At 63.7% G+C, this 17,684-nt stretch carries 19 protein-coding genes; 11 read left to right on the top strand and 8 right to left on the bottom strand.

Annotation, left to right across the window (positions count from 1 at the left end):
* Window positions 1-774 (top strand): siderophore ferric iron reductase, encoded by a 774-nt coding sequence (locus tag E1N52_RS01645; protein ID WP_133179583.1) that lies wholly within the window; start codon window positions 1-3, stop codon window positions 772-774.
* Window positions 775-783: 9 nt separating this feature from the next.
* Entirely contained in the window at window positions 784-1,959 is a 1,176-nt protein-coding gene (locus tag E1N52_RS01640) for an aromatic ring-hydroxylating oxygenase subunit alpha (RefSeq protein WP_133179581.1), read from the top strand.
* Between the two features lie 79 nt (window positions 1,960-2,038).
* Here the strand turns inward: E1N52_RS01640 and E1N52_RS01635 are convergent, their stop codons facing one another.
* Window positions 2,039-3,112 carry an alkene reductase gene (locus E1N52_RS01635; RefSeq protein ID WP_133179579.1) on the bottom strand — a complete coding sequence of 358 codons (1,074 nt, stop codon included), beginning with the start codon at window positions 3,110-3,112 and terminating at the stop codon, window positions 2,039-2,041.
* A 104-nt stretch (window positions 3,113-3,216) separates the two neighbouring features.
* Between E1N52_RS01635 and E1N52_RS01630 the strand changes: the two genes are divergently transcribed.
* The gene (locus E1N52_RS01630) at window positions 3,217-4,089 is read left to right on the top strand and encodes a LysR family transcriptional regulator (RefSeq protein WP_133179577.1); all 873 of its coding nucleotides are present in this window, start codon (window positions 3,217-3,219) and stop codon (window positions 4,087-4,089) included.
* Between the two features lie 143 nt (window positions 4,090-4,232).
* On the opposite strand, the gene E1N52_RS01625 is transcribed toward E1N52_RS01630, so the two are convergent.
* The 3 genes from E1N52_RS01625 to E1N52_RS01615 form a co-directional block, all read right to left on the bottom strand.
* Window positions 4,233-5,543, bottom strand: coding sequence for a DUF3443 family protein (locus E1N52_RS01625; protein WP_133179575.1), 1,311 nt, complete (start codon window positions 5,541-5,543; stop codon window positions 4,233-4,235).
* A gap of 51 nt (window positions 5,544-5,594) precedes the next feature.
* Complete coding sequence (locus E1N52_RS01620) at window positions 5,595-6,098, bottom strand: DUF2844 domain-containing protein (RefSeq protein WP_133179573.1); 504 nt, start codon at window positions 6,096-6,098, stop codon at window positions 5,595-5,597.
* Window positions 6,099-6,307: 209 nt separating this feature from the next.
* A complete protein-coding gene (locus E1N52_RS01615; RefSeq protein WP_133179571.1) occupies window positions 6,308-6,697 on the bottom strand; it encodes a hypothetical protein in 390 nt (129 codons plus the stop codon).
* Window positions 6,698-7,294: 597 nt separating this feature from the next.
* Here E1N52_RS01615 and E1N52_RS01610 point away from each other — a divergent pair.
* Complete coding sequence (locus tag E1N52_RS01610; RefSeq protein ID WP_133179569.1) at window positions 7,295-8,143, top strand: hypothetical protein; 849 nt, start codon at window positions 7,295-7,297, stop codon at window positions 8,141-8,143.
* A 7-nt stretch (window positions 8,144-8,150) separates the two neighbouring features.
* Here the strand turns inward: E1N52_RS01610 and E1N52_RS01605 are convergent, their stop codons facing one another.
* Window positions 8,151-9,050, bottom strand: coding sequence for a DMT family transporter (locus E1N52_RS01605; protein ID WP_133179567.1), 900 nt, complete (start codon window positions 9,048-9,050; stop codon window positions 8,151-8,153).
* A gap of 192 nt (window positions 9,051-9,242) precedes the next feature.
* Between E1N52_RS01605 and E1N52_RS01600 the strand changes: the two genes are divergently transcribed.
* The 5 genes from E1N52_RS01600 (at window position 9,243) to E1N52_RS01580 (ending at window position 14,158) form a co-directional block, all read left to right on the top strand.
* Entirely contained in the window at window positions 9,243-10,160 is a 918-nt protein-coding gene (locus E1N52_RS01600; RefSeq protein WP_133179790.1) for an AraC family transcriptional regulator, read from the top strand.
* A 124-nt stretch (window positions 10,161-10,284) separates the two neighbouring features.
* The gene (locus E1N52_RS01595) at window positions 10,285-10,554 is read left to right on the top strand and encodes a hypothetical protein (RefSeq protein ID WP_133179565.1); all 270 of its coding nucleotides are present in this window, start codon (window positions 10,285-10,287) and stop codon (window positions 10,552-10,554) included.
* A 99-nt stretch (window positions 10,555-10,653) separates the two neighbouring features.
* Complete coding sequence (locus tag E1N52_RS01590; RefSeq protein ID WP_133179564.1) at window positions 10,654-11,130, top strand: VOC family protein; 477 nt, start codon at window positions 10,654-10,656, stop codon at window positions 11,128-11,130.
* Between the two features lie 245 nt (window positions 11,131-11,375).
* Entirely contained in the window at window positions 11,376-12,491 is a 1,116-nt protein-coding gene (locus E1N52_RS01585; RefSeq protein WP_133179562.1) for an OpgC domain-containing protein, read from the top strand.
* The gene (locus E1N52_RS01580; RefSeq protein WP_133179560.1) at window positions 12,488-14,158 is read left to right on the top strand and encodes a tannase/feruloyl esterase family alpha/beta hydrolase; all 1,671 of its coding nucleotides are present in this window, start codon (window positions 12,488-12,490) and stop codon (window positions 14,156-14,158) included. The genes E1N52_RS01585 and E1N52_RS01580 overlap by 4 nt, the downstream gene beginning before the upstream one ends.
* 10 nt (window positions 14,159-14,168) lie before the next feature.
* Here E1N52_RS01580 and E1N52_RS01575 read toward each other — a convergent pair whose 3' ends face one another.
* Entirely contained in the window at window positions 14,169-14,957 is a 789-nt protein-coding gene (locus E1N52_RS01575) for a COG4705 family protein (RefSeq protein WP_133179558.1), read from the bottom strand.
* A 272-nt stretch (window positions 14,958-15,229) separates the two neighbouring features.
* Between E1N52_RS01575 and E1N52_RS01570 the strand changes: the two genes are divergently transcribed.
* Window positions 15,230-15,505, top strand: a complete 276-nt coding sequence (locus E1N52_RS01570) for a hypothetical protein (RefSeq protein WP_133179556.1) — start codon at window positions 15,230-15,232, stop codon at window positions 15,503-15,505.
* A 72-nt stretch (window positions 15,506-15,577) separates the two neighbouring features.
* Here the strand turns inward: E1N52_RS01570 and E1N52_RS01565 are convergent, their stop codons facing one another.
* Complete coding sequence (locus E1N52_RS01565) at window positions 15,578-15,838, bottom strand: DUF2934 domain-containing protein (RefSeq protein WP_133179554.1); 261 nt, start codon at window positions 15,836-15,838, stop codon at window positions 15,578-15,580.
* Between the two features lie 153 nt (window positions 15,839-15,991).
* Here E1N52_RS01565 and E1N52_RS01560 point away from each other — a divergent pair, with 153 nt between their 5' ends.
* The gene (locus tag E1N52_RS01560) at window positions 15,992-16,369 is read left to right on the top strand and encodes a VOC family protein (RefSeq protein ID WP_133179552.1); all 378 of its coding nucleotides are present in this window, start codon (window positions 15,992-15,994) and stop codon (window positions 16,367-16,369) included.
* Window positions 16,370-16,422: 53 nt separating this feature from the next.
* Here E1N52_RS01560 and E1N52_RS01555 read toward each other — a convergent pair whose 3' ends face one another.
* Complete coding sequence (locus tag E1N52_RS01555; protein WP_246088904.1) at window positions 16,423-17,655, bottom strand: phospholipase A; 1,233 nt, start codon at window positions 17,653-17,655, stop codon at window positions 16,423-16,425.
* Between the last annotated feature and the right edge of the window lie 29 nt (window positions 17,656-17,684).

Here is a 17,684-nt window from a genome sequence, read left to right as displayed (position 1 = left end):
ATGGCGGCAAACCGCGCGCTCGACGACACGCTGCAACTCGCCGCGCGGCTCGTACCGGGGTTGCAGGGTGTGGTAGCAGCGCACCCCGCACAAGGCATCGTGCATACGCGCCCGGCGCCGCCCAACGGCGATGCCAATCGCGCTGCGCTCGATGCCCTCCTTGCCTTCTGGTCGCGCACCTACCCCGAAGCGGGGCGCCCCTATTGGTCGTCGCGCTGCTGGGGCATCCTGATCTGGCAACCGCTCTACTTGAGCGTGATCGGGGTGCATGCGGCTGGCGTGTCGCTGTCGCTTGCGGACATCGCGCAGCCCATTGCCGAGGGCTGGACCAGCGAGGTCCGCATTCGCGATCACGAACCGGCGCAGGGCGACACGCACGCATTGATCGCGCACGCCGCACGCGAAATCGTCTCGTGCTGCGAGCAAATGCACGACGAGCTGATGCCGGTGATCCGCTTGAATCCAGCATCAGCGCGCGGCACGCAAGCCGACGTGGTGCTAGCCGCACTGCTCGCGGCACGCAAGGCGCGGCCCGAATGGAGTGACGCACAGGTCGAGGCACATGGCCGGCAGTGGCTCGCGGCGCTCGGCCTGCAAGACTGCTCAGGCTATTTCCCGTTTTCGCGCACGGACGGCGCAAAAGCGCTCGCGCTGGAGCGCCGAACCTGCTGCTACCACTATCGCCGTCGCGACGGCGAACTCTGCAGCACCTGCCCGCGGCTCGCAAAGCATGAACGCATCGTGCGCCTGAATGCGCAACACGAAACAGGATGAAACCGACCGATGAACGATATCAGTGACCTCGCGCATCTCGCGCTGCCGCCCGATACGGAGGAAGCGCACGTGCAATTGCCCGCGAGCGCCTATTTCGACGAGGCGCTGTTCGAGCGCGAGATGGCGCGTATCTTCGCGCACTCGGCGCTATACGTGGGCCACGAACAGTCGGTGCCCGAGCGCGGCGACTGGCGGCACCTGCCACAGGACGAAGGCGGGCGCGTGCTGGTGCGCGGCGAGAACGGCGTGCAATTGCTCTCGAACGTCTGCCGCCATCGCCAGTCGCTCATGCTGGGTGGCGTGGCCGGCAACGTCGCTGCGAGCGGCGGCCCCCCCGCGCAAGGCAATCTCGCCGCGAGCGGCAGCAACATCGTGTGCCCTTTGCATCGCTGGACGTACGCGCCCGGCGGCAAGCTGATCGGCGCGCCCGAGTTCGAGCGCAAACCGTGCCGCAATCTCGAACGTTTCGAACTGCGAAATTGTCATGGCCTGCTCTATGAAGGACCACGCGAGCCTGCGCGCGACATGGCGCGCGTGTTCGCCCGGCCCGAGTTCGACTTCTCCGAGTACGTACTCGATCACGTCGAAACGCATACCTGCCAGTACAACTGGAAGACTTTTATCGAAGTCTATCTGGAGGATTATCACGTCGCGCCATTCCATCCCGGGCTCGGGCGCTTCGTGACCTGCGAAACGCTCGACTGGGAATTCGCCGAGACGTACAGCATGCAGCGCGTGGGCGTACACGCGGCGCTTGCGCAGCCGGGTTCGGAAATCTATCGCGCGTGGCACGATCGATTGCTCGACTATCGCGGCGGCGAGGCGCCCGAGTTCGGCGCCATCTGGCTCGCGTATTTCCCCACCCAGATGATCGAGCTATATCCGCACGTGCTCGTGGTCTCGACGCTGTATCCGAAGAGCCCGCAGGAAACCCTCAACGTGGTGGAGTTCTACTACCCCGAAGAAATCGCGGCGTTCGAGCGCGAGTTCATCGAAGCCCAGCGCGCTGCGTATCTGGAGACGATGATCGAGGACGACGAGATCGCCGAGCGCATGGACGCGGGACGACTGCGGCTCCACAGGCGCGGCATCAGCGACGCCGGGCCGTATCAGTCACCGCTCGAAGACGGCATGCGCCATTTCCATGCGTGGTATCGGCGCGCCCTCGCGGGACCGCTCGAATGAGCCATGCGAAACCGCGTGCGACAGGCGGTTTCGCATTGGCGCGGCGCGTTCAACGCACGCCCCGCGCCTGCTCGTCACGTCATGCGTCAGCCACCTCGCTCAGGCTCGGGTAGTCCGTATAGCCTTGCGCAGTGCCACCGAAAAAGCCGTTGCGATCCGCCGCGTTCATCGCCGCGTTGCGCTGCAGGCGGGTGACGAAATCCGGATTCGCCAGCACCATCTGACCGTAGGACTCGAGATCCGCCAGCCCCGTGACCAGATCGGCGCCAATCTGTTCGCGCGGGCGTCCAGCCCGATTCACGATCAACGTGCCCTTCCACAGCTTGCGAATGTCACTCAGCAGTGCCTCGTTGCCCTGATGCGCGATATGCAGATAGGCGAGGCCCAACTTGTCTAGTTCGGCCACCAGATAGTGATAAAGATCGGGGCCTTGCGCACCTTCGTCGATGCCCCACAGCGTCGTTCCCGGTGAGAGGCGGATGGCCGTGCGGTCCGCGCCGATTTCCCCGGCAATGGCGGCCGCGACTTCGAGCGCAAAGCGTGCGCGGTTTTCGATCAGGCCGCCGTATTCATCGGTGCGCGTATTGGCGCTCGGCGCGAAGAACTGCTGAACCAGATAGGCATTCGCGCCGTGGATTTCGACACCGTCCGCGCCGGCATCGACAGCGTGGCGGGCCGCGCTGCGGAAACCCTGAACGGTGCGGCGGATTTCCTCAGTGGTCAAGGCACGCGGCACGGGAATATCCTGCATGCCGCTGGCCGTGAACATGGCCGTGCCCGGCGCGATGGCGGAAGGCGCGACGCCCACGCGGTGGTGCCGCGTATTGTCGGGATGCGACATGCGGCCGGCGTGCATGAGCTGGATGAAGAGATGGCCGCCTTTCTCATGCACGGCCGATGTGACCTTCTTCCATCCGGCGACATGCGCGTCGCTATAAACGCCCGGCGTGGTCACGTAGCCCTGTCCGTCTTCCGAAGGCTGCGTGCCTTCGGTGACGATCAAGCCAACGCTCGCGCGCTGAGCGTAATACTCGGCGGCCAGTTCTCCGGGCGTGCCGTCGGCCAGCGCGCGCGAACGGGTCATGGGCGCCATGACCAGACGGTTTTGCAGCGTGTAACGCCCGACGCGCACGGAATCGAAAAGCTTGCTCATGATGATCACCTCGACTGGTTTGGATGGCTGCATCATCGCCTGCTTCACGATTGGGATAAATATGGTAATTTGGATATCATTGATCCGTTGATGGAGCAGTCAAGGTGGAACTACTGAACGACATGGCCTTGTTCGTGGAGGTCGTCAAAGCCAAAGGGTTTCGCAGTGCCGCAGACGTGACAGGCATGCCGAACTCCACCCTTTCGCGCCGCATCAGCGGCCTGGAAAAAGCGATCGGGCTGCGCCTGCTCCATCGCACGACGCGCAAGATCGAGTTGACCGAAGCGGGCCAGATCTACTTCGAGCGCTGCAAGCGCATCGTCGATGAAGCCCGGCTCGCGCACGAGCAGTTAGGCGACATGGTCGCGCAGCCCAGCGGCGTGCTGCGGGCCTCGTTTCCGGTCGATTTCGCCGTCACGTACCTCGCGCCCCTGATCGCCGAATTCGCCGGCCTGTACCCCGCCATCTCCTTCGATTTCGAACTGAATCCGCGGCGTGTGGATCTCGTGAGCGACCCGTTCGACGTGGCGATTCGCATGGGGGAGTCCGAAAGCTCGCAACTCATTGCGCGACCGCTAGCGTCGCTCACGCCTTACCTCTATGCGTCGCCGGGCTATCTCGAACGGGCCGGCGAGCCTGGCAAACCGGCCGATCTGGAACAGCACGAATGCCTGGGAATCCTGAGGGCTGATACGTGGACCTTGCACGACGCCAGGCGCACGAGCACGGTGAAGGTGGACGGACGCTTCACGCTCAACAGCGTCGGCATGATCCGCCGCCTCGCTACGTTCGATCTGGGGATCGTGCTGTTGCCGGAGGAAATCGTGGCCGACGAAGTGGCCAGCGGCGCGTTGCGGCGAATCTTGCCGCAGTGGCACGGCACGCCGACGCCGGTCTACGCGATTACGGAAACGCGTCTGCTGCCGGCGAAAACGCAGCGCTTTATTGAGTTTCTTCGGGAGCGGTTGGCGCGGTAGCAAGGCGCCGAGGACAGTTGAGGCTACCCGACCGAGCGGTGATGCGATGCGGGCCGCCGTTCGAGCGGTCCGCAATGCTTCTGAGACATCCGCGAGCGGCGGTGCGCCGCTCGCGGATGAAGGGTGGATTACGGTGCTACAGGTTAGAAGGCGACGTAGGCCGAAGTAGCGACGCCTGGATTGCCGTCAGTGTTCGGATCGTAGTTGACGTACACAGTGCGGCCATAGAAGAACGGCATGCCGAAATCGAAGGCGACGCCCGTCATGAGCCCGCCGACGTTCCCGTACGCGAAGCCACCGTCCTCGAACAAATTCAGCGCGTTGGCGATGCTAAGCCCGGCCGAAACGCTGGTGCCGTTGAACCCTGTGACGGAAGGCGTCCGCGACACCGTCGAAGCGGGGCAGTAGAAGCCGATCGCGAGCTTGCACATCGTCGATGACAACGTGCTGTCGGGGAAGAACAGCCCGTTTGAGCCCGTATCGAAGAATGCCGACGACACGCTCGTACCGCTCAGCGATGCACTTTGCACGTTGCCGTAATGATCGGTTGTGAGCTTCTGAATACCGGAAGTCGGCACTACGTTGTTCGATTCCGTACCGATGCCGAACGTCAGGAACCCGGTCGCGCTCGTCGAGCCCGATGACGTCACGGCCGGCATGTTCAGGATCACGCCCGTGTTGTCGGTCGAGAACATACGGACCGGATTCGTCACTTGCGATGCTTCCACTACCGCGAGGTCCGTGCAGCTCGTCGAAGTTCCCGACCCCGTGCAGCCGAAATAGACGCCGTTCGGCGTGGTCGCGCAACCACTGCCGCAGTCGTATTCCGCGGGGCCGATGCCGAGAATGCCGTGCGCGGCGATTGACGACGACGTGTCGTTGAGCGAGCCCGTTGCGCAGCTGTCGTTAGTGCCGCCGGCTGCCGTTTGCGGCAGATCGCCCGTGACGTGGATGGGCACGCTGGAAGCCGTTTCCCCGCCGATCGTCACATCCGCCGTGCGAACGGAGCCCCAGGCGTTGCCGTCGGCGAAACCGAAGCACTCGGCAACGGATTTGCCGCTCACTGTCTCGACCGGCAACGCGGACTGCATGTTGCTGTTCAGCGCATCCAGCGTGAGGCGCAACCCCCATGACCCGGTATCGACCTGGATGTTGTCGATCGTTTGGCACGTGGTCGTGCCGTGAGCGCAAATCGTCACGCTGACCGTCGGAATGTTCGGAGCGTTTTTGACGCCCGACGCCACGGTCACAGCAACCTGGTTGCTCGCGAGCGTAGCGGGCAAGCTCGATACCGCGCCGCCGGCAGCGAGGACCGTGCCGCCCGTGCTGTTTGCGGTGCCGCCCGAGCCACCACTGCCTGTCGACGTGCTCGCCGACGAATTCCCCGATCCGCCGCCGCCGCCGCAACCCGCGACGAGAGCGACAGCTGCCGCCAAACCGAATGCGGCCAGCATTCGGGCCAGTTTCCCATTGATACTCAACATGGTTCGCCTTGTTTTTGTTTGTTATTGGATGTCGGTGGCGCTCACGCCCGTTGGCAACGACTGCGGCAGATAGGCTTGTCCGGAGAACGCGCCCATATGGCCGCCGGAATGGACGACGAGATTGGGAAGCTCGACGGCCAGCGGACCACGGCCAGGATTAGCGGTGCGCTGCGCGACGCGCGCGCTGTCGTATTGCGTGAAGTAGGTGCCGAGCAGTACGGGGAGGTTCGGCATGATCGGGCCGCTCCAGGCGATGCCGAATACCGTGCCCGCCGCCGAGGCGTACTCACGGACGACCGTGCCGGTGGCGAAAGTCGTTTGCGTCACCGTGTACGAGGCGGCGCTCGCGGTACCGGAGACGCCCGATGCAGCATGAACGACGGCCGCATTGGCCGAACTGGAGACAGCTCCAGCCGGCGCGGGCGTGGGCATGCCGCCGAGTGCAGCCGAGGCAGGTGCCGCCGCGCCGAGCGCAGCACAACTGAACGCCGCGCAAAGCGCGACGTGCAAGATCTGTTTCGACATCAGGAGAGAACCCTTTTTATGGTTGGTTTTATCGCGCACATCGGCGCAGGTTTGCCGTTGCCATCCTTGCGAAAATCAACGGCGAGAATCGAACCCTCACTTCAGGCCAGGGCGTCCCGGAAACTACCCGGAATGCCCTGCGGGGTCCGCTGAACGGTGTATCTATTTCTCCAGTCTCCCCAGTCGCCCCAATTTGCTCGCAGTTGGTTTCAATCATTGAGCTTTAGTTTGCCGAGGCGATCTCCGCCTCGATTATCCTGGCTGTTATCTTCGATCTGGTACACGCGCGTTCGCACAGCGGGAAGCTCAGGCGGCTCCTGGGCGATTCCCCATGCGCTCAACAAGCCGTCAAACGACGCACCGGCCGGCGTCGTCCGTGGCTCCGGCAGTGGGACGCCGGTAGAACGGTAGCGCGCGGATCCTCGCGCACTCGCGCCCTTATTGATGCGTTCGGCAGCCCCGTTGCGCATGGCGTAGCGCACGACATCCGATGCTTCGCGCGAATTCATCAACCCCGACGCAGTAATTTCGCTGACCGACGCGCTTTCGCGTTGCGCCAACCAGTGCAGCAGCGTAAGCGCACTAGCGTGAACCTTCATTGCAGGCCTCTCCCGTCCTTGTCTTGTCCCTGTCCCCGGCGAAGATCACACGATGCACTGAACGGATTTCGCGGCGTCTGCCATGTCATGCCGACACCCGCGATCCAGAGTCGCGTCCGTGCCGTTGCGCTTGATAGCGCCCGCGAACGTAAATCCCGTCGTGAGGACCGCGCTCGTCCGGAGCGTGAATTGCGTGTGCAGGCGTGTGCTGCACGCTGAGATGGGCCATCTGCTTTGCATTCGTTCATTCCCCGCGCGCGCATGCGTTGGCGGTAACCCCCGGAGCGGCCGGCGTGCCGCGTGTTTGCAATCGTATTAATTCTGTTCTTAAAAGGCTATCGGCAACCTTTAGACGAATCTTTAGTGCAAACCATTAGTTTATGAATGCTGCATTTACGCAGTCGTAATAAAAATGTAGGGATTTGAAATTGAATTGAATAACTCACCGAAAATCTCAGTGTGCCATCCCACATACTCGCCGCTCACAGCCCGTCACAATCGACGCGGCCGCGCGGCCATCGGCGAATGATGCAAAACACATAAACGCCCCGCTGGCCCTTCGAGGCGACCGCAAATAACAACGCGCAAGGGGTTCGAATGGAATCGATCACATTTGGTCAGTGCGTGAAGGGCGCATGGCGCGATGGCTGGCGATACCTCTGCCACCGCCCCGCATTTGCGGTTTTGCTGCTGCCCTACGCGTGGCTGTCGTCGTCCGCCATGAACGCCCTGCGCCCGGACCGCACGCCGCCGTTTCGGCTCCTCACTTACGTTCCGCTGGGCGTCTTCACACTACTGGAGGGCGCGCTATTTTCGCTTCTCATCATTCACGCGATACGCTTCGTATTGCTTGACAATGATTCGGCGAACGCACAGCCGATCTCAGGCCCGAGCTATTGGCGATATCTTGGCTGCACCTGGGGACTGGCCATGCTCGCACCGGTGCTCGTCTGCCTGGTGCTGGCGCTCGTCGGCCTGGCCCTGGCGCTGTGTGTCACGCTGATGATCGCGCTCGACCCCACAACGAAAGCCGCGATTGTGCAGCATCCTGTGGAGGCGCGCTTCCCGATAATGATCGTTGGCGCAGGTCTCGTGCTGTTTGCCGGAGGCATCAGTTGTTTCGTGCTCACGAGGCTGAGCCTGCTCCACACGCATGTCGCCATTGGCGGCACGTTGAGGATACGGGAAGTGTGGACCGATACGCGCGGGCATTGCTGGAGCATCTGGCTCATCCAGTTGTGCGCAGGACTACCAACGCTCGCGGCCTCGGTCATCGTGGCCGCATCCGGCCTCGCGACGCGGCACCAGGCTCTCGCTTCGCTCAACCCCCACAATCTGCTGGGCACCGCACTCGCCGCTTTCGGCGCGCTCTATCTGGGCGCCCCGTGTTCCGCCTGGCTGTATCGGCGCTATGGCAACACCCTGATGGCGAGCCTGGCGCGCTGAGGCCCGCTTACGCTGCCGGCGCGCGCCGCGCGAACAGACGCCGCGTGAGATCGAACGCCACGAGGTTGCCCGATACGACCAGCAAAAGCCCGACGACGGCGAGCAACGACCAGCGGTAGCCCTCGTAGACCGTCGAGACCGCCAGCGCGACGATCGGGAACAAGACCGTGCAATACGCCGCGCGCTCGGGCCCGATCCGGCCCACCAGTGTCAGATAGGCCGTGAACCCGATCACCGAACCCGCCACGACAAGCCAGGCCAGCGCGCCGAGGTAGCGCGCATCCATTTCGAGCCTGAACGGCAATCCGGCGACGACGCTGCCGGCCACGAGCACCGCGGTGCCGATCAGCATGGCCCAGCCGTTCGTCACGAGCGGATTGAGCCCCATCGACTGCATGCGGCTGGACAGCAGATTGCCCGTGGAGAAACACAGCGTGCCGAGAAACGCGACGCCGAGCCCGAGCCACGCGGTCTGATCGCCGATATGGCCGGCCATCTGCTGCAGGAAGAGACAAACGATCCCGATCAGGCCCAGTACGGCGCCGCCCACGGCGGAGGGTTGCAGCGGCCGCCCCATGAAAATGCGTCCGTTGATCGAATTCAAGAGCGGCGCGGTTGAAAACACCACGGCGACAAGCCCGCTCGGCACGATGTTCTCGGCATAGTAAAAGCACAGGAAATTGAGGCAGAAGAGCGCCAGCCCCTGGGCGACGAGATAGCGCCACGCCGCGCGCGGCGGCCAGATGGGGCGGCGCATCACGCCCAGCAGCGCGAACACCAGGAGCGCCGCGAGCCCGAAGCGCCAGGCGATCGAAACGGGCGCAGGCACGACGCCAAGCTGCCACTTGATAGCGATCCAGGTGGTGCCCCAGATCAGGACGGTGAGCACGTAGAGTAAAAGATTCATTGCCGAAAAAACCTCGAGTCGATGCCCCAACTATGGCGCACGGGGCCGGCGCGGACTTGTCCAGGATTGCGCATTTCTTGCCTGCGCCCGGCCACGGCCGGCAATAGCGGGGGCGCGAGCGTATACTTGAAACCGGCTTTGACAACCCGCTTTGTGGACCCCATCACCGCCTTGCAGCCCGTCGCCCCGACCATGAACGCCCAGGTGCCGCTTCCCGCGCCCGCCCTCGCCAATACGCCCTTTGGGCTGCATTCGGTGTGCCGCACGCTGAGCGAGGCCAATGCGACGCTGGAGCGCTTTGCGTGGCTCGGCGACCAGTTTGCGGCCGCCGTGTGGACGCGCGTAACGCGCGAGGCCGAAACCGTCTATGACCGGCCGGGCCATCACACGCTGTCGTGCTATCTCGACGGCGGCTATCGCACTGAGCGGCAGAAACTGCCCGGCGTGTACGGCGCGCCAAGCCGCCTCTGCGCGCTTCCCGGCGATCATGAATCGCGCTGGTGGGTGCGCGGCCACATGCATTTCATGCATCTGTACTTCCTGCCCGAGCACTTCACGCAGCGCGCGGTGCGCGAACTCGACCGGGAGCCGCGCGAACTCACACTCGCCGATCGCACGTATTTCGAAGACGAACGCATTGCCGTGCTCTGCCAGTCGCTGGCCAACGAGAACTGGACCGATCCAGACGGCCTTTTGCGCAGCAACGAAACGGCGCACGAAATGCTGAGCCTGCTGCTGCGCAGCCAGGGCGTGCGGCGCGCGGGCGCGGCCCTCAAAGGCGGCCTTGCCGTATCGACACGGCGGCGTCTGCGCGACTATGTCGACGCCCACCTGGGCGAGACACTGACGCTCGGCGCGCTGGCCGATGTCGCGTGCCTTTCCGAATACCACCTCGCGCGCATGTTTCGCGCCTCGTTCGGGCTGCCGCCGCATGCGTGGATCGCGGCCCAGCGTCTGGAGCGCGCCCGTCTCCTGTTGCGCACGACCGCTCTGCCGCTCGCGCAGATCGCGGCAGAGTGCGGGTACGCGAACGCGAGCCACTTCAGCCATCGCTTTCGCGACGCGTTCGGCGCCGCGCCGAATGTCTATCGTCAAGCATTCCTGAAGTAATCGTATGCCCTTCTGTCCCGCCGCGCGTGGCCCCATGTTTTGAGGCGCGGTTGGGTCTTGTCGCGGCTGCGTGGCCTGCCTATCGTGACGTCATACCCTCGACGTTCACTGCAAAGAGGCCGCCATGTTCCGAACCATCGTCGAACAGACTTCGCGTTTTAGCGCCATTTTCCCCTTGTCGCCCGTGCTGCGCGCGAGCTTGCGCGGCGTCGGTATTCTGGTTGCAGCGCTCATGGCGCTCATGCTTGCGCTCATGGTCGCGCCGCACAGCACCCGCGCCAATCTTGCGGTCTGTGTTGCATCGCAGTCCGAATCACCTTCGGAACACGGCAAGCTGGATTCGTACAGCGCTCAGTCCGCCCAGTCCCTCGCAATCGAGCGTTGTATCGACTAGCCACCACGCTCCGCCAGCAAAAATCCCACACACAGCCGAGGCTTTGTCACAATGTGCGGTACGCGTCGACAATGCGGCGCCTTGTCAAAGGAGATCGTGATGGCGGAGCTTGTGACTTGCCTGTGGTTCGATGAGGGTAGAGCACGCGAAGCGGCGGAGTTCTACGCCGCGACGTTTCCGGACAGCCATGTCGGGGCTGGCCATGTTTCCCCGATACCAGGCATCGGTGCGGGAGCGGAGTTGGTGGTCGAATTCACGGTGCTCGGCCGGCGCTTCGTGGGCCTGAACGGCGGCCCCAACTTCCAGGCGAACCAGGCCGTGAGCTTCATGGTCGAGACCCACAGCCAGGAAGAGACCGACCGCTACTGGAACGCCATTGTCGGCAATGGCGGCGAGGAATCGGACTGCGGCTGGTGCAAGGATCGCTGGGGGTTTTCGTGGCAGATCACGCCAAAGCGCCTGCTCGAATGCGTCTTCGGTGCCGATCGCGAAGCCGGCAAGCGCGCGATGGAAGCGATGATGACCATGCGCAAGATCGACATCGCCGGGATCGAGCGCGCCGCTGCGGCGAAGTAAGCGGCACACCGGACACGCGCAGGTGCCATTCCAGCTGCCACATAGCTGGCATGCGGATGGCGCCAACATGGCGTGCGCGTCATATCAGGCGCGTAAAGCGCTAACCACGCCGCGAGCAGGGAACGATACCTGCGAGATGCTCTCGTACGCACAAGGGCGGCGACACGATCAGTGAGCCGCCCTGCCATTCATCGAGCGGTTGACGCCAGCCTGAACGGCGCCGCCGCGATGCTTGCGAGGGCACCATGGAGTCTCGCCAGGGGCGTTCGATCGAAGTCGACTTTTTCCGCGGCGTCGTGCTGATCGTGATCGTGCTCGATCACATTCCGGGCAGCGCCTTGTCGCAGGTGACGTTGCACGCTTACGCACTGTGCGACTCCGCCGAAGTGTTCGTGTTTCTCGGCGGCTACGCGTCGGCCGCGGCCTTTATGGCCGTGCGCGCGCACCGTGGCATGAGCGCCGCACAAGGGCGCTTCCTGCGCCGCAGCTGGGAAATCTACCGCGCCTATCTGCTGACCGCCCTGCTCACGCTGCTCTCGGGCGCAATACTCGCGCTCTTGCACCTGAACCCCGCTGCCGCCGACCTGAGCGGCTGGGCGTCGTTTGCCACGCATCCCATGCGCGAGACTTTCCACGTCCTGTTGCTCGCACGCCAGCCGTATCTATCGAGCGTGCTGCCGATGTATGTCATATTTGCGCTGTGCGTGCCCGCAGCCGTGCCCTTCGCTCGCCGCGCGCCGCTCGCCACGCTGATCTGCAGCCTGCTGCTCTGGGCCTTCGCGCCGCTGCTGGCTGTGCTCGTCGGCGCGAGCACCTTCGCGAACTGGCCGTTCAACCCATTCGCCTGGCAGTTGATGTTCGTATTCGGCATGCTCTGCCGGCTGCACCCGGTTCCGCCCGGTTTCAAGACCTCGGAAACCGCGCGCTGGCTGGTACGATGCGCGTTCGCCGCGGTGGCGCTGTTCGCGGCGACTAAATGGTTCGTCCTGACTCAACCCATGCCTGGGACAATGAAACAGCATCTGGCCTTCGCGCGCGTCGTCAACTTCATCGGCATTGCCATGGTGGCGGCGTATTTCGTCCATCGCGGCACGATCGCGCGGATCGCCGCGCGCGTGCCCGCCGTCGTGACCGTGGGCCGCACGGGGCTCGTGTGTTTCGTCGGCGGCACGCTGATCTCGGTGATCGTCGACACCGCCACGCCACACGCGCTGCACGGCACGGCGGCGTTCGCGGCGGCGCTGGCCGGCGACATCGTCGCGATCGGCGCGACGCTCATGCTCGCCAGGGCGTGGCGCAGCACGCTCGGGCGCCAGAAGGAGAAGGCCCGCGCGACCGTCAACGGAGCCGGCTGCGGATGATACGTCGGGGCAACCGTGCACTCGAATCCCTCAAGGCGATCGTCATCGCCACGCTGACGCTCATCGCTAGCGGCCACGCATTCGCCCAGCACACGCCTTCCCTGCCGCTGCATTGCATCGACCTTGCCGGCGCGCTGCTGCCGCCCGCGAGCATCGGCCTGCCGACCAACGGTGCGCTCGTGCAAAGCGCTGCGATGATCCCCGCGACCGCCACGGGCAATCTCAACGGCGACTTCTGCCGCTTGACCGGCGTGATCCGCGCCCAGAGCGCCGGGACGCCGGATATCCGCTTCGAGGTGAACCTGCCGAGCCGCTGGAACGGCCGCGCGCTGCAATTCGGCGGCGGCGGCTACAGCGGCGTCGTGGTGACAGGAACCGGCCCGATGCCATTCTCGCCTGACCGCGCGCCGCTCGCGCGCGGCTATGCGACCTTCGGCGATGACTCCGGCCACAACGGCACGTCGTCGGAGGCCAACTTCGGCCTGCTCGAAGAGGCCGTGACCAACTTTGGCTACGCGCATTTGAAGAAGGCTCACGACGTTGCGCTCGCACTGATCACGCTCGGCTACGGGCGGCCGCCGGAGCATATGTATTTCGCGGGCGGCTCGACGGGCGGCCGCGAAGGCTACACCGTGATCCAGCGCTATCCTGACGACTACGACGGCGTGATCGCGAATTCACCCGCGCTGAACTTCTCGGGCGTGCGTTTGATAGGCGTCGTGGTGGGCCAGCACGAATACCGCACGCCGGGCGGCTATCTTTCGCCGCAGTTGCTGGAGCACGTGTACGAGCGCGTGATGCAGGTGTGCGATGCGCTCGACGGCGCCGCGGACGGCATCATCAGCGACGTCGAGTCCTGCCGCGCGAAAGAGCCGGAGATCATTGACTCGCTGCGTTGCCCCGCACAGGATCAAGCGGATCGCCAGCAGGCCAACGATGACTGCCTCACGCCACCGCAGATCGCGACGCTTACGAGCTTGCGCGACGGCCTGCGCCTGCCCTACGCGCTAGCCTGGAACACGGACAGCTATCGCGGCTACAACGTGTTCCAGGGCACGCGTTTCACGAGCATGCTGGGCCTTGCGCATTCACCGCAGCGGCTGAGTCAACCAGGGTTCGTCTCCAATGGCTACCTGTACGCGCAGGGCGATGCGTACCTCAAGTACTTCATCACGCACGACCCGACTTTCGATTCGACGAACTTCGACGTGATGCATCCCGGCCGTTATCGCGAGCGGCTTTTTACGCTGTCGACAACGATCGGCGCGATGAACCCGGACATCTCGCGCTACATCGCGCGCGGCGGCAAGCTCATCACCTTGCAGGGGCTCGCCGACGAGGTCATCAGCCCGAACCAGACCATCGCGTACTACCAGGCGCTGATGGGTCGCTACGGCGAAGAGCGCGTGGACAGCTTCATGCGGCTTTACATGGTGCCGGGTTACCAGCACGGCAACGGCGTGTTCATTCCATCCGTCGATCTGCTCGGCGCGCTCGACGACTGGGTCACGCACGGCAGCGCGCCGGAAACGCTGTTCGCGACCGACATTGCCCAGGCGACGAACGGCCGGACGCGGCCGCTGTGCCGCTACCCGGCGTTTCCGCGCTATTTAGGCAAGGGCAATATGAATCGCGCGACCAATTTCACGTGCGTGATGCCGCAATGACCCATGCACGCTACGCGTTTTGCGAGCGGCGAGCGGCACGCTGAGGCAGCACCACGATGCAGCCGACGATAAAGATCACCAGCAGCGCGGATGCATAGAAGCGGCTGAAGTGCAAGCCGCCATCGGCGACAGGCTTGTCGAGCAGGTCGCCCAGTGTCGCGCCGAGCGGACGCGTGAGCACGAACGCGAACCAGAAAAGCGCCGTGCGCGAAACGCGCGGCCACAGCCACAGCAGTGCGACGACAACGAGGCCCGCGCCAAAGATCGCAGCGCCGTATTCGTAGCCCACGCCAAGGCCGCCGCGGTCTTCGCCCGCCACCCAGTCGCCCAGCGCGGTACCGAGCGTTTGCGAAAACAGGATCGTAATCCAGTAAAACCACTCGACGCGCGGCGTCGCGACGCTCTCGATCGAAACCGTGCCTTCCACCCGGTACCAGATCGCGAGACTGGCCACGAGCAACAGAAGAATGATCGATACGCCGCCGGGATAGCCTACGCCGAGCGAGCGGTCGCAAAAGTCGGCGAGCGTCGTGCCTAGCGTGGTCGTGGCAACGATCGTCGCCCAATAGAGCCACGGGTAGAAGCGCTGCGCGCGGATCTGCGCCGCAACCAGCACCACGAAACATGCAAGGAAAATGAGGGAGCCAACCAGATAGCCCAGATTCAGTGACATCGTCACCCAGTCACCGCCAGTTTCGCCGAGCGTGGTGCAAGCAATCTTGATGATCCAGAAGCCGAGCGTCACGGCGGGGACCTTGCTGACCGTATCTTCGATGAGACTTCGAGTGGTGGTGGACATGAACACTCCTTGCGCCGCATGACGGGCGGAACAAAACAGCTTGGCACTATATGCCGCCGTTGCTTAACTAAGCCTTAACCACGAACGAAAATGCGCTAGACGCGAACCGTTGCGTGCGCATAAGCAAACTCTAAGGTTGGCTGCGTAGTCTGGGGACATGCGCTGTAGTGACCGGACTGCGCAAGATTGAATGGGCGTCTGCAAAAACGGTTTTGCAATTCGCGCATTTCTTTAGTCATCCGAATCGATTTTATTATCTGGAGCCATGCATCATGAAACTTCTACTTGCTACTGCTATTGTCTCGCTCGCCGTCGCGTTGCCGGCCGCCGCGTTCGCACAGGACACCGAACCCGCGGCACAAACCAGGCAGATGCAGATGCAAATGCAGCAACCGGCGAACCCGCAGCACGCCAGCACGCAACGCACCGACGACTCCGGCTATGGCATGGAAAGCTCGGGCACCTCGAATGCGTCGGTTGCGCAAACGTCGCGCCACGACGCACTCATGTCACACGAGGGCCGTAACGACCTGTTCGCGCATCATTGATGTGCGAACAGGTCGCACCGGCTGGCGTGACTGTAGCCTGAAGCGCGGCACATGCGTGATCAACGCGTGATTTCACCCGCCGCCGCGCCGCTTGTCGCGCGCCAGTTCGCTCGGCGGCATGGCGTCGCTTTCCTGCAGGGGTTCACCGGCATGCCGGCGCTTGCCGGCCTGGTCGCTGGCGATGCTCGACGTTTCTCCTTCTGCGTCATATTCGGCGGCAATCTGTTTTTCGGCACGGCCCCAGTATTCGTCCGCCCGACCTTCCGGCGCGCCGTCGTCTTCCCAGAGTTGATAAGCGCGTCGCCGGACGCGCTCTTCCCGTTGCTCATTCATGGTCATTCCTCCGATGTGCGCGCGTGTACAGCGCGGCAACCGGCTAGCCGCGACTGCGGATGGCGCACTGCTTGTGCAGCGAGCAAACACGGTGCCCGACGCGTGCGTCATACTCACGCCGCGATCATCGAATGCTGCCAGGGAGGATAGTCCATGACCGACACGAACACGCTACGCCCTTTCGCTTTCGTCCTTGCCGTCCAGGACCTCGAGCGCAACGCCGCATACTTTCGCGACGTGCTCGGCTTTCGCGTGGATTGGGCCGACGCGACCGACTGGCGCATCGTCACGAGGGGCGGCGTGCGGATCATGCTCGGCCATTGCCCCGATGCGTTGTCCCCAGCGGCGACGGGCGACCATAGCTACTTCGGCTATCTGGAAGTCGACGACGTTCAAGCGTTCCACGATGAAATCGCGCAAAGAGGTGCAATTGTCCTGCAGCCTCCGGTCGATCGCCCGTACGGCATGCGCGAATGCACCGTCGCTACACCGGATGGCCACCGGTTCGTGGTGGGTCAAAGCATTACGTGACCCGACGCGCGCCGGACGAATGACGTTTCCCAACATTCACACGCCAAAGTCAGTTAGCGCGACACGGCGAAACCGATACGCGCAGCCCAGCGGTGCTGATTGTAATAGAGCAGATCTTCGGCGTAGCCGTTGAAATAGTTGAGGAACACATACCCGCCCCATGCATTGCCGAATAGCTTGGCAAGCGGGTATGTAAATTGCACATCGACGCTTCCATAGGTCGATCTCGTGCCCTTTCTCAAGGTCGTTGCGAGTTGCCAGCCGTCGGGGCTGCCATATTTGAACAGCAGATCGACATAGCCGCGATAGTGGGCAATATCCCCATTCGACTCCTGGATGTGCTCGTAGGCGTAGATTTTCGGCTCGATGGTCAGGTGGTTGGCGTTGAGGTCGCCGAAATCCCAGATCGGCTTCACGTACACGATGTCGACGCCGCGCGACCCTGAACCGGCGGTCCCGTTCGACTCGTGCTCGTAGCCGCTCTCGATACCCATCCGGGTGAACCAGCTGGACCTCCAACCGGTGTCCTCGAGGTAGTAGAAAAGCGCGGGCATGTAGCTCGTATCGTGGAACGGCGACTCGTCCCCGCGGACATCCCAAAGTGAAGTCTGCGTATAAGCAAAATAGAGGTTGTCGAGGAAACCGCGTGAACGCGGATCGTCCGGCAATATGAAGCGGAATTTGATACTGATCTGGAATCTTGCGAGATCCGCGTCGCTCGACGACCAGCCGTCCGCGAAATAGTTTGGCTGGTAGAACGAAAGACGGCCCGCGAGGAAAGTGCCAATATCAGGCACCAGCGAATTCGAGGGCTTTACGGTGGAAGGCGGCATTTGCGCCGCAAGCGAAGCATTGCCCGCCATCGGTCCTTCAACTGGCGCCGTGGCGACCGGTTCCGATGCGGACGCAACCGTTGCCGCCGGCACCAAAGGCGCGGAGGCAGGAGCCGCGGCGTTCGCCGTTGCCGAGGCCGGCATGCGCGTGAGCAGGACCACGGAAGGCGAAACGTCCACGCCCGGCACATCCACTCTCAACGCGCCGCGCGCCCACTTGGGCCATGCCGCGCTATAGCTCACGGCCTTCATCTCTCCGGCGGCGAGCCGCAAATGCTCGGGTGCGCCTGGTTCGCGCGCGAGCAGCACGGCCTTCGGCAACGCCTCGCCGTTGGTCAGCGTGATGCTCAAGTCGCGCGGCACGTCGATCGAACTGCCGGTCGGCGCATCGCCGGAATACACGATCGTCACGACGAGCGGTTCGTCGGATCTCGCCTCGCGGGGCGGGCGCATGATGGACACCGCGGCGCGGCTCGCAGGCA

The organism is Paraburkholderia guartelaensis (assembly GCF_004353905.1).
Lineage (GTDB): Bacteria > Pseudomonadota > Gammaproteobacteria > Burkholderiales > Burkholderiaceae > Paraburkholderia > Paraburkholderia guartelaensis.
This window is presented reverse-complemented; position numbering and strand designations above follow the sequence as displayed.

What these genes read in the sequence shown, in the direction of transcription:
- E1N52_RS01645 (WP_133179583.1), top strand. Translation starts at nt 1, where the DNA reads ATGGCGGCAAACCGCGCGCTCGACGACACGCTGCAACTCGCCGCGCGG.
- E1N52_RS01640 (WP_133179581.1), top strand. Translation starts at nt 784, where the DNA reads ATGAACGATATCAGTGACCTCGCGCATCTCGCGCTGCCGCCCGATACG.
- E1N52_RS01635 (WP_133179579.1), bottom strand. Translation starts at nt 3,112, where the DNA reads ATGAGCAAGCTTTTCGATTCCGTGCGCGTCGGGCGTTACACGCTGCAA.
- E1N52_RS01625 (WP_133179575.1), bottom strand. Translation starts at nt 5,543, where the DNA reads ATGCTGGCCGCATTCGGTTTGGCGGCAGCTGTCGCTCTCGTCGCGGGT.
- E1N52_RS01620 (WP_133179573.1), bottom strand. Translation starts at nt 6,098, where the DNA reads ATGTCGAAACAGATCTTGCACGTCGCGCTTTGCGCGGCGTTCAGTTGT.
- E1N52_RS01615 (WP_133179571.1), bottom strand. Translation starts at nt 6,697, where the DNA reads ATGAAGGTTCACGCTAGTGCGCTTACGCTGCTGCACTGGTTGGCGCAA.
- E1N52_RS01610 (WP_133179569.1), top strand. Translation starts at nt 7,295, where the DNA reads ATGGAATCGATCACATTTGGTCAGTGCGTGAAGGGCGCATGGCGCGAT.
- E1N52_RS01605 (WP_133179567.1), bottom strand. Translation starts at nt 9,050, where the DNA reads ATGAATCTTTTACTCTACGTGCTCACCGTCCTGATCTGGGGCACCACC.
- E1N52_RS01600 (WP_133179790.1), top strand. Translation starts at nt 9,243, where the DNA reads ATGAACGCCCAGGTGCCGCTTCCCGCGCCCGCCCTCGCCAATACGCCC.
- E1N52_RS01595 (WP_133179565.1), top strand. Translation starts at nt 10,285, where the DNA reads ATGTTCCGAACCATCGTCGAACAGACTTCGCGTTTTAGCGCCATTTTC.
- E1N52_RS01590 (WP_133179564.1), top strand. Translation starts at nt 10,654, where the DNA reads ATGGCGGAGCTTGTGACTTGCCTGTGGTTCGATGAGGGTAGAGCACGC.
- E1N52_RS01585 (WP_133179562.1), top strand. Translation starts at nt 11,376, where the DNA reads ATGGAGTCTCGCCAGGGGCGTTCGATCGAAGTCGACTTTTTCCGCGGC.
- E1N52_RS01580 (WP_133179560.1), top strand. Translation starts at nt 12,488, where the DNA reads ATGATACGTCGGGGCAACCGTGCACTCGAATCCCTCAAGGCGATCGTC.
- E1N52_RS01575 (WP_133179558.1), bottom strand. Translation starts at nt 14,957, where the DNA reads ATGTCCACCACCACTCGAAGTCTCATCGAAGATACGGTCAGCAAGGTC.
- E1N52_RS01570 (WP_133179556.1), top strand. Translation starts at nt 15,230, where the DNA reads ATGAAACTTCTACTTGCTACTGCTATTGTCTCGCTCGCCGTCGCGTTG.
- E1N52_RS01565 (WP_133179554.1), bottom strand. Translation starts at nt 15,838, where the DNA reads ATGAATGAGCAACGGGAAGAGCGCGTCCGGCGACGCGCTTATCAACTC.
- E1N52_RS01560 (WP_133179552.1), top strand. Translation starts at nt 15,992, where the DNA reads ATGACCGACACGAACACGCTACGCCCTTTCGCTTTCGTCCTTGCCGTC.
- E1N52_RS01555 (WP_246088904.1), bottom strand. Translation starts at nt 17,655, where the DNA reads ATGCGCCCGCCCCGCGAGGCGAGATCCGACGAACCGCTCGTCGTGACG.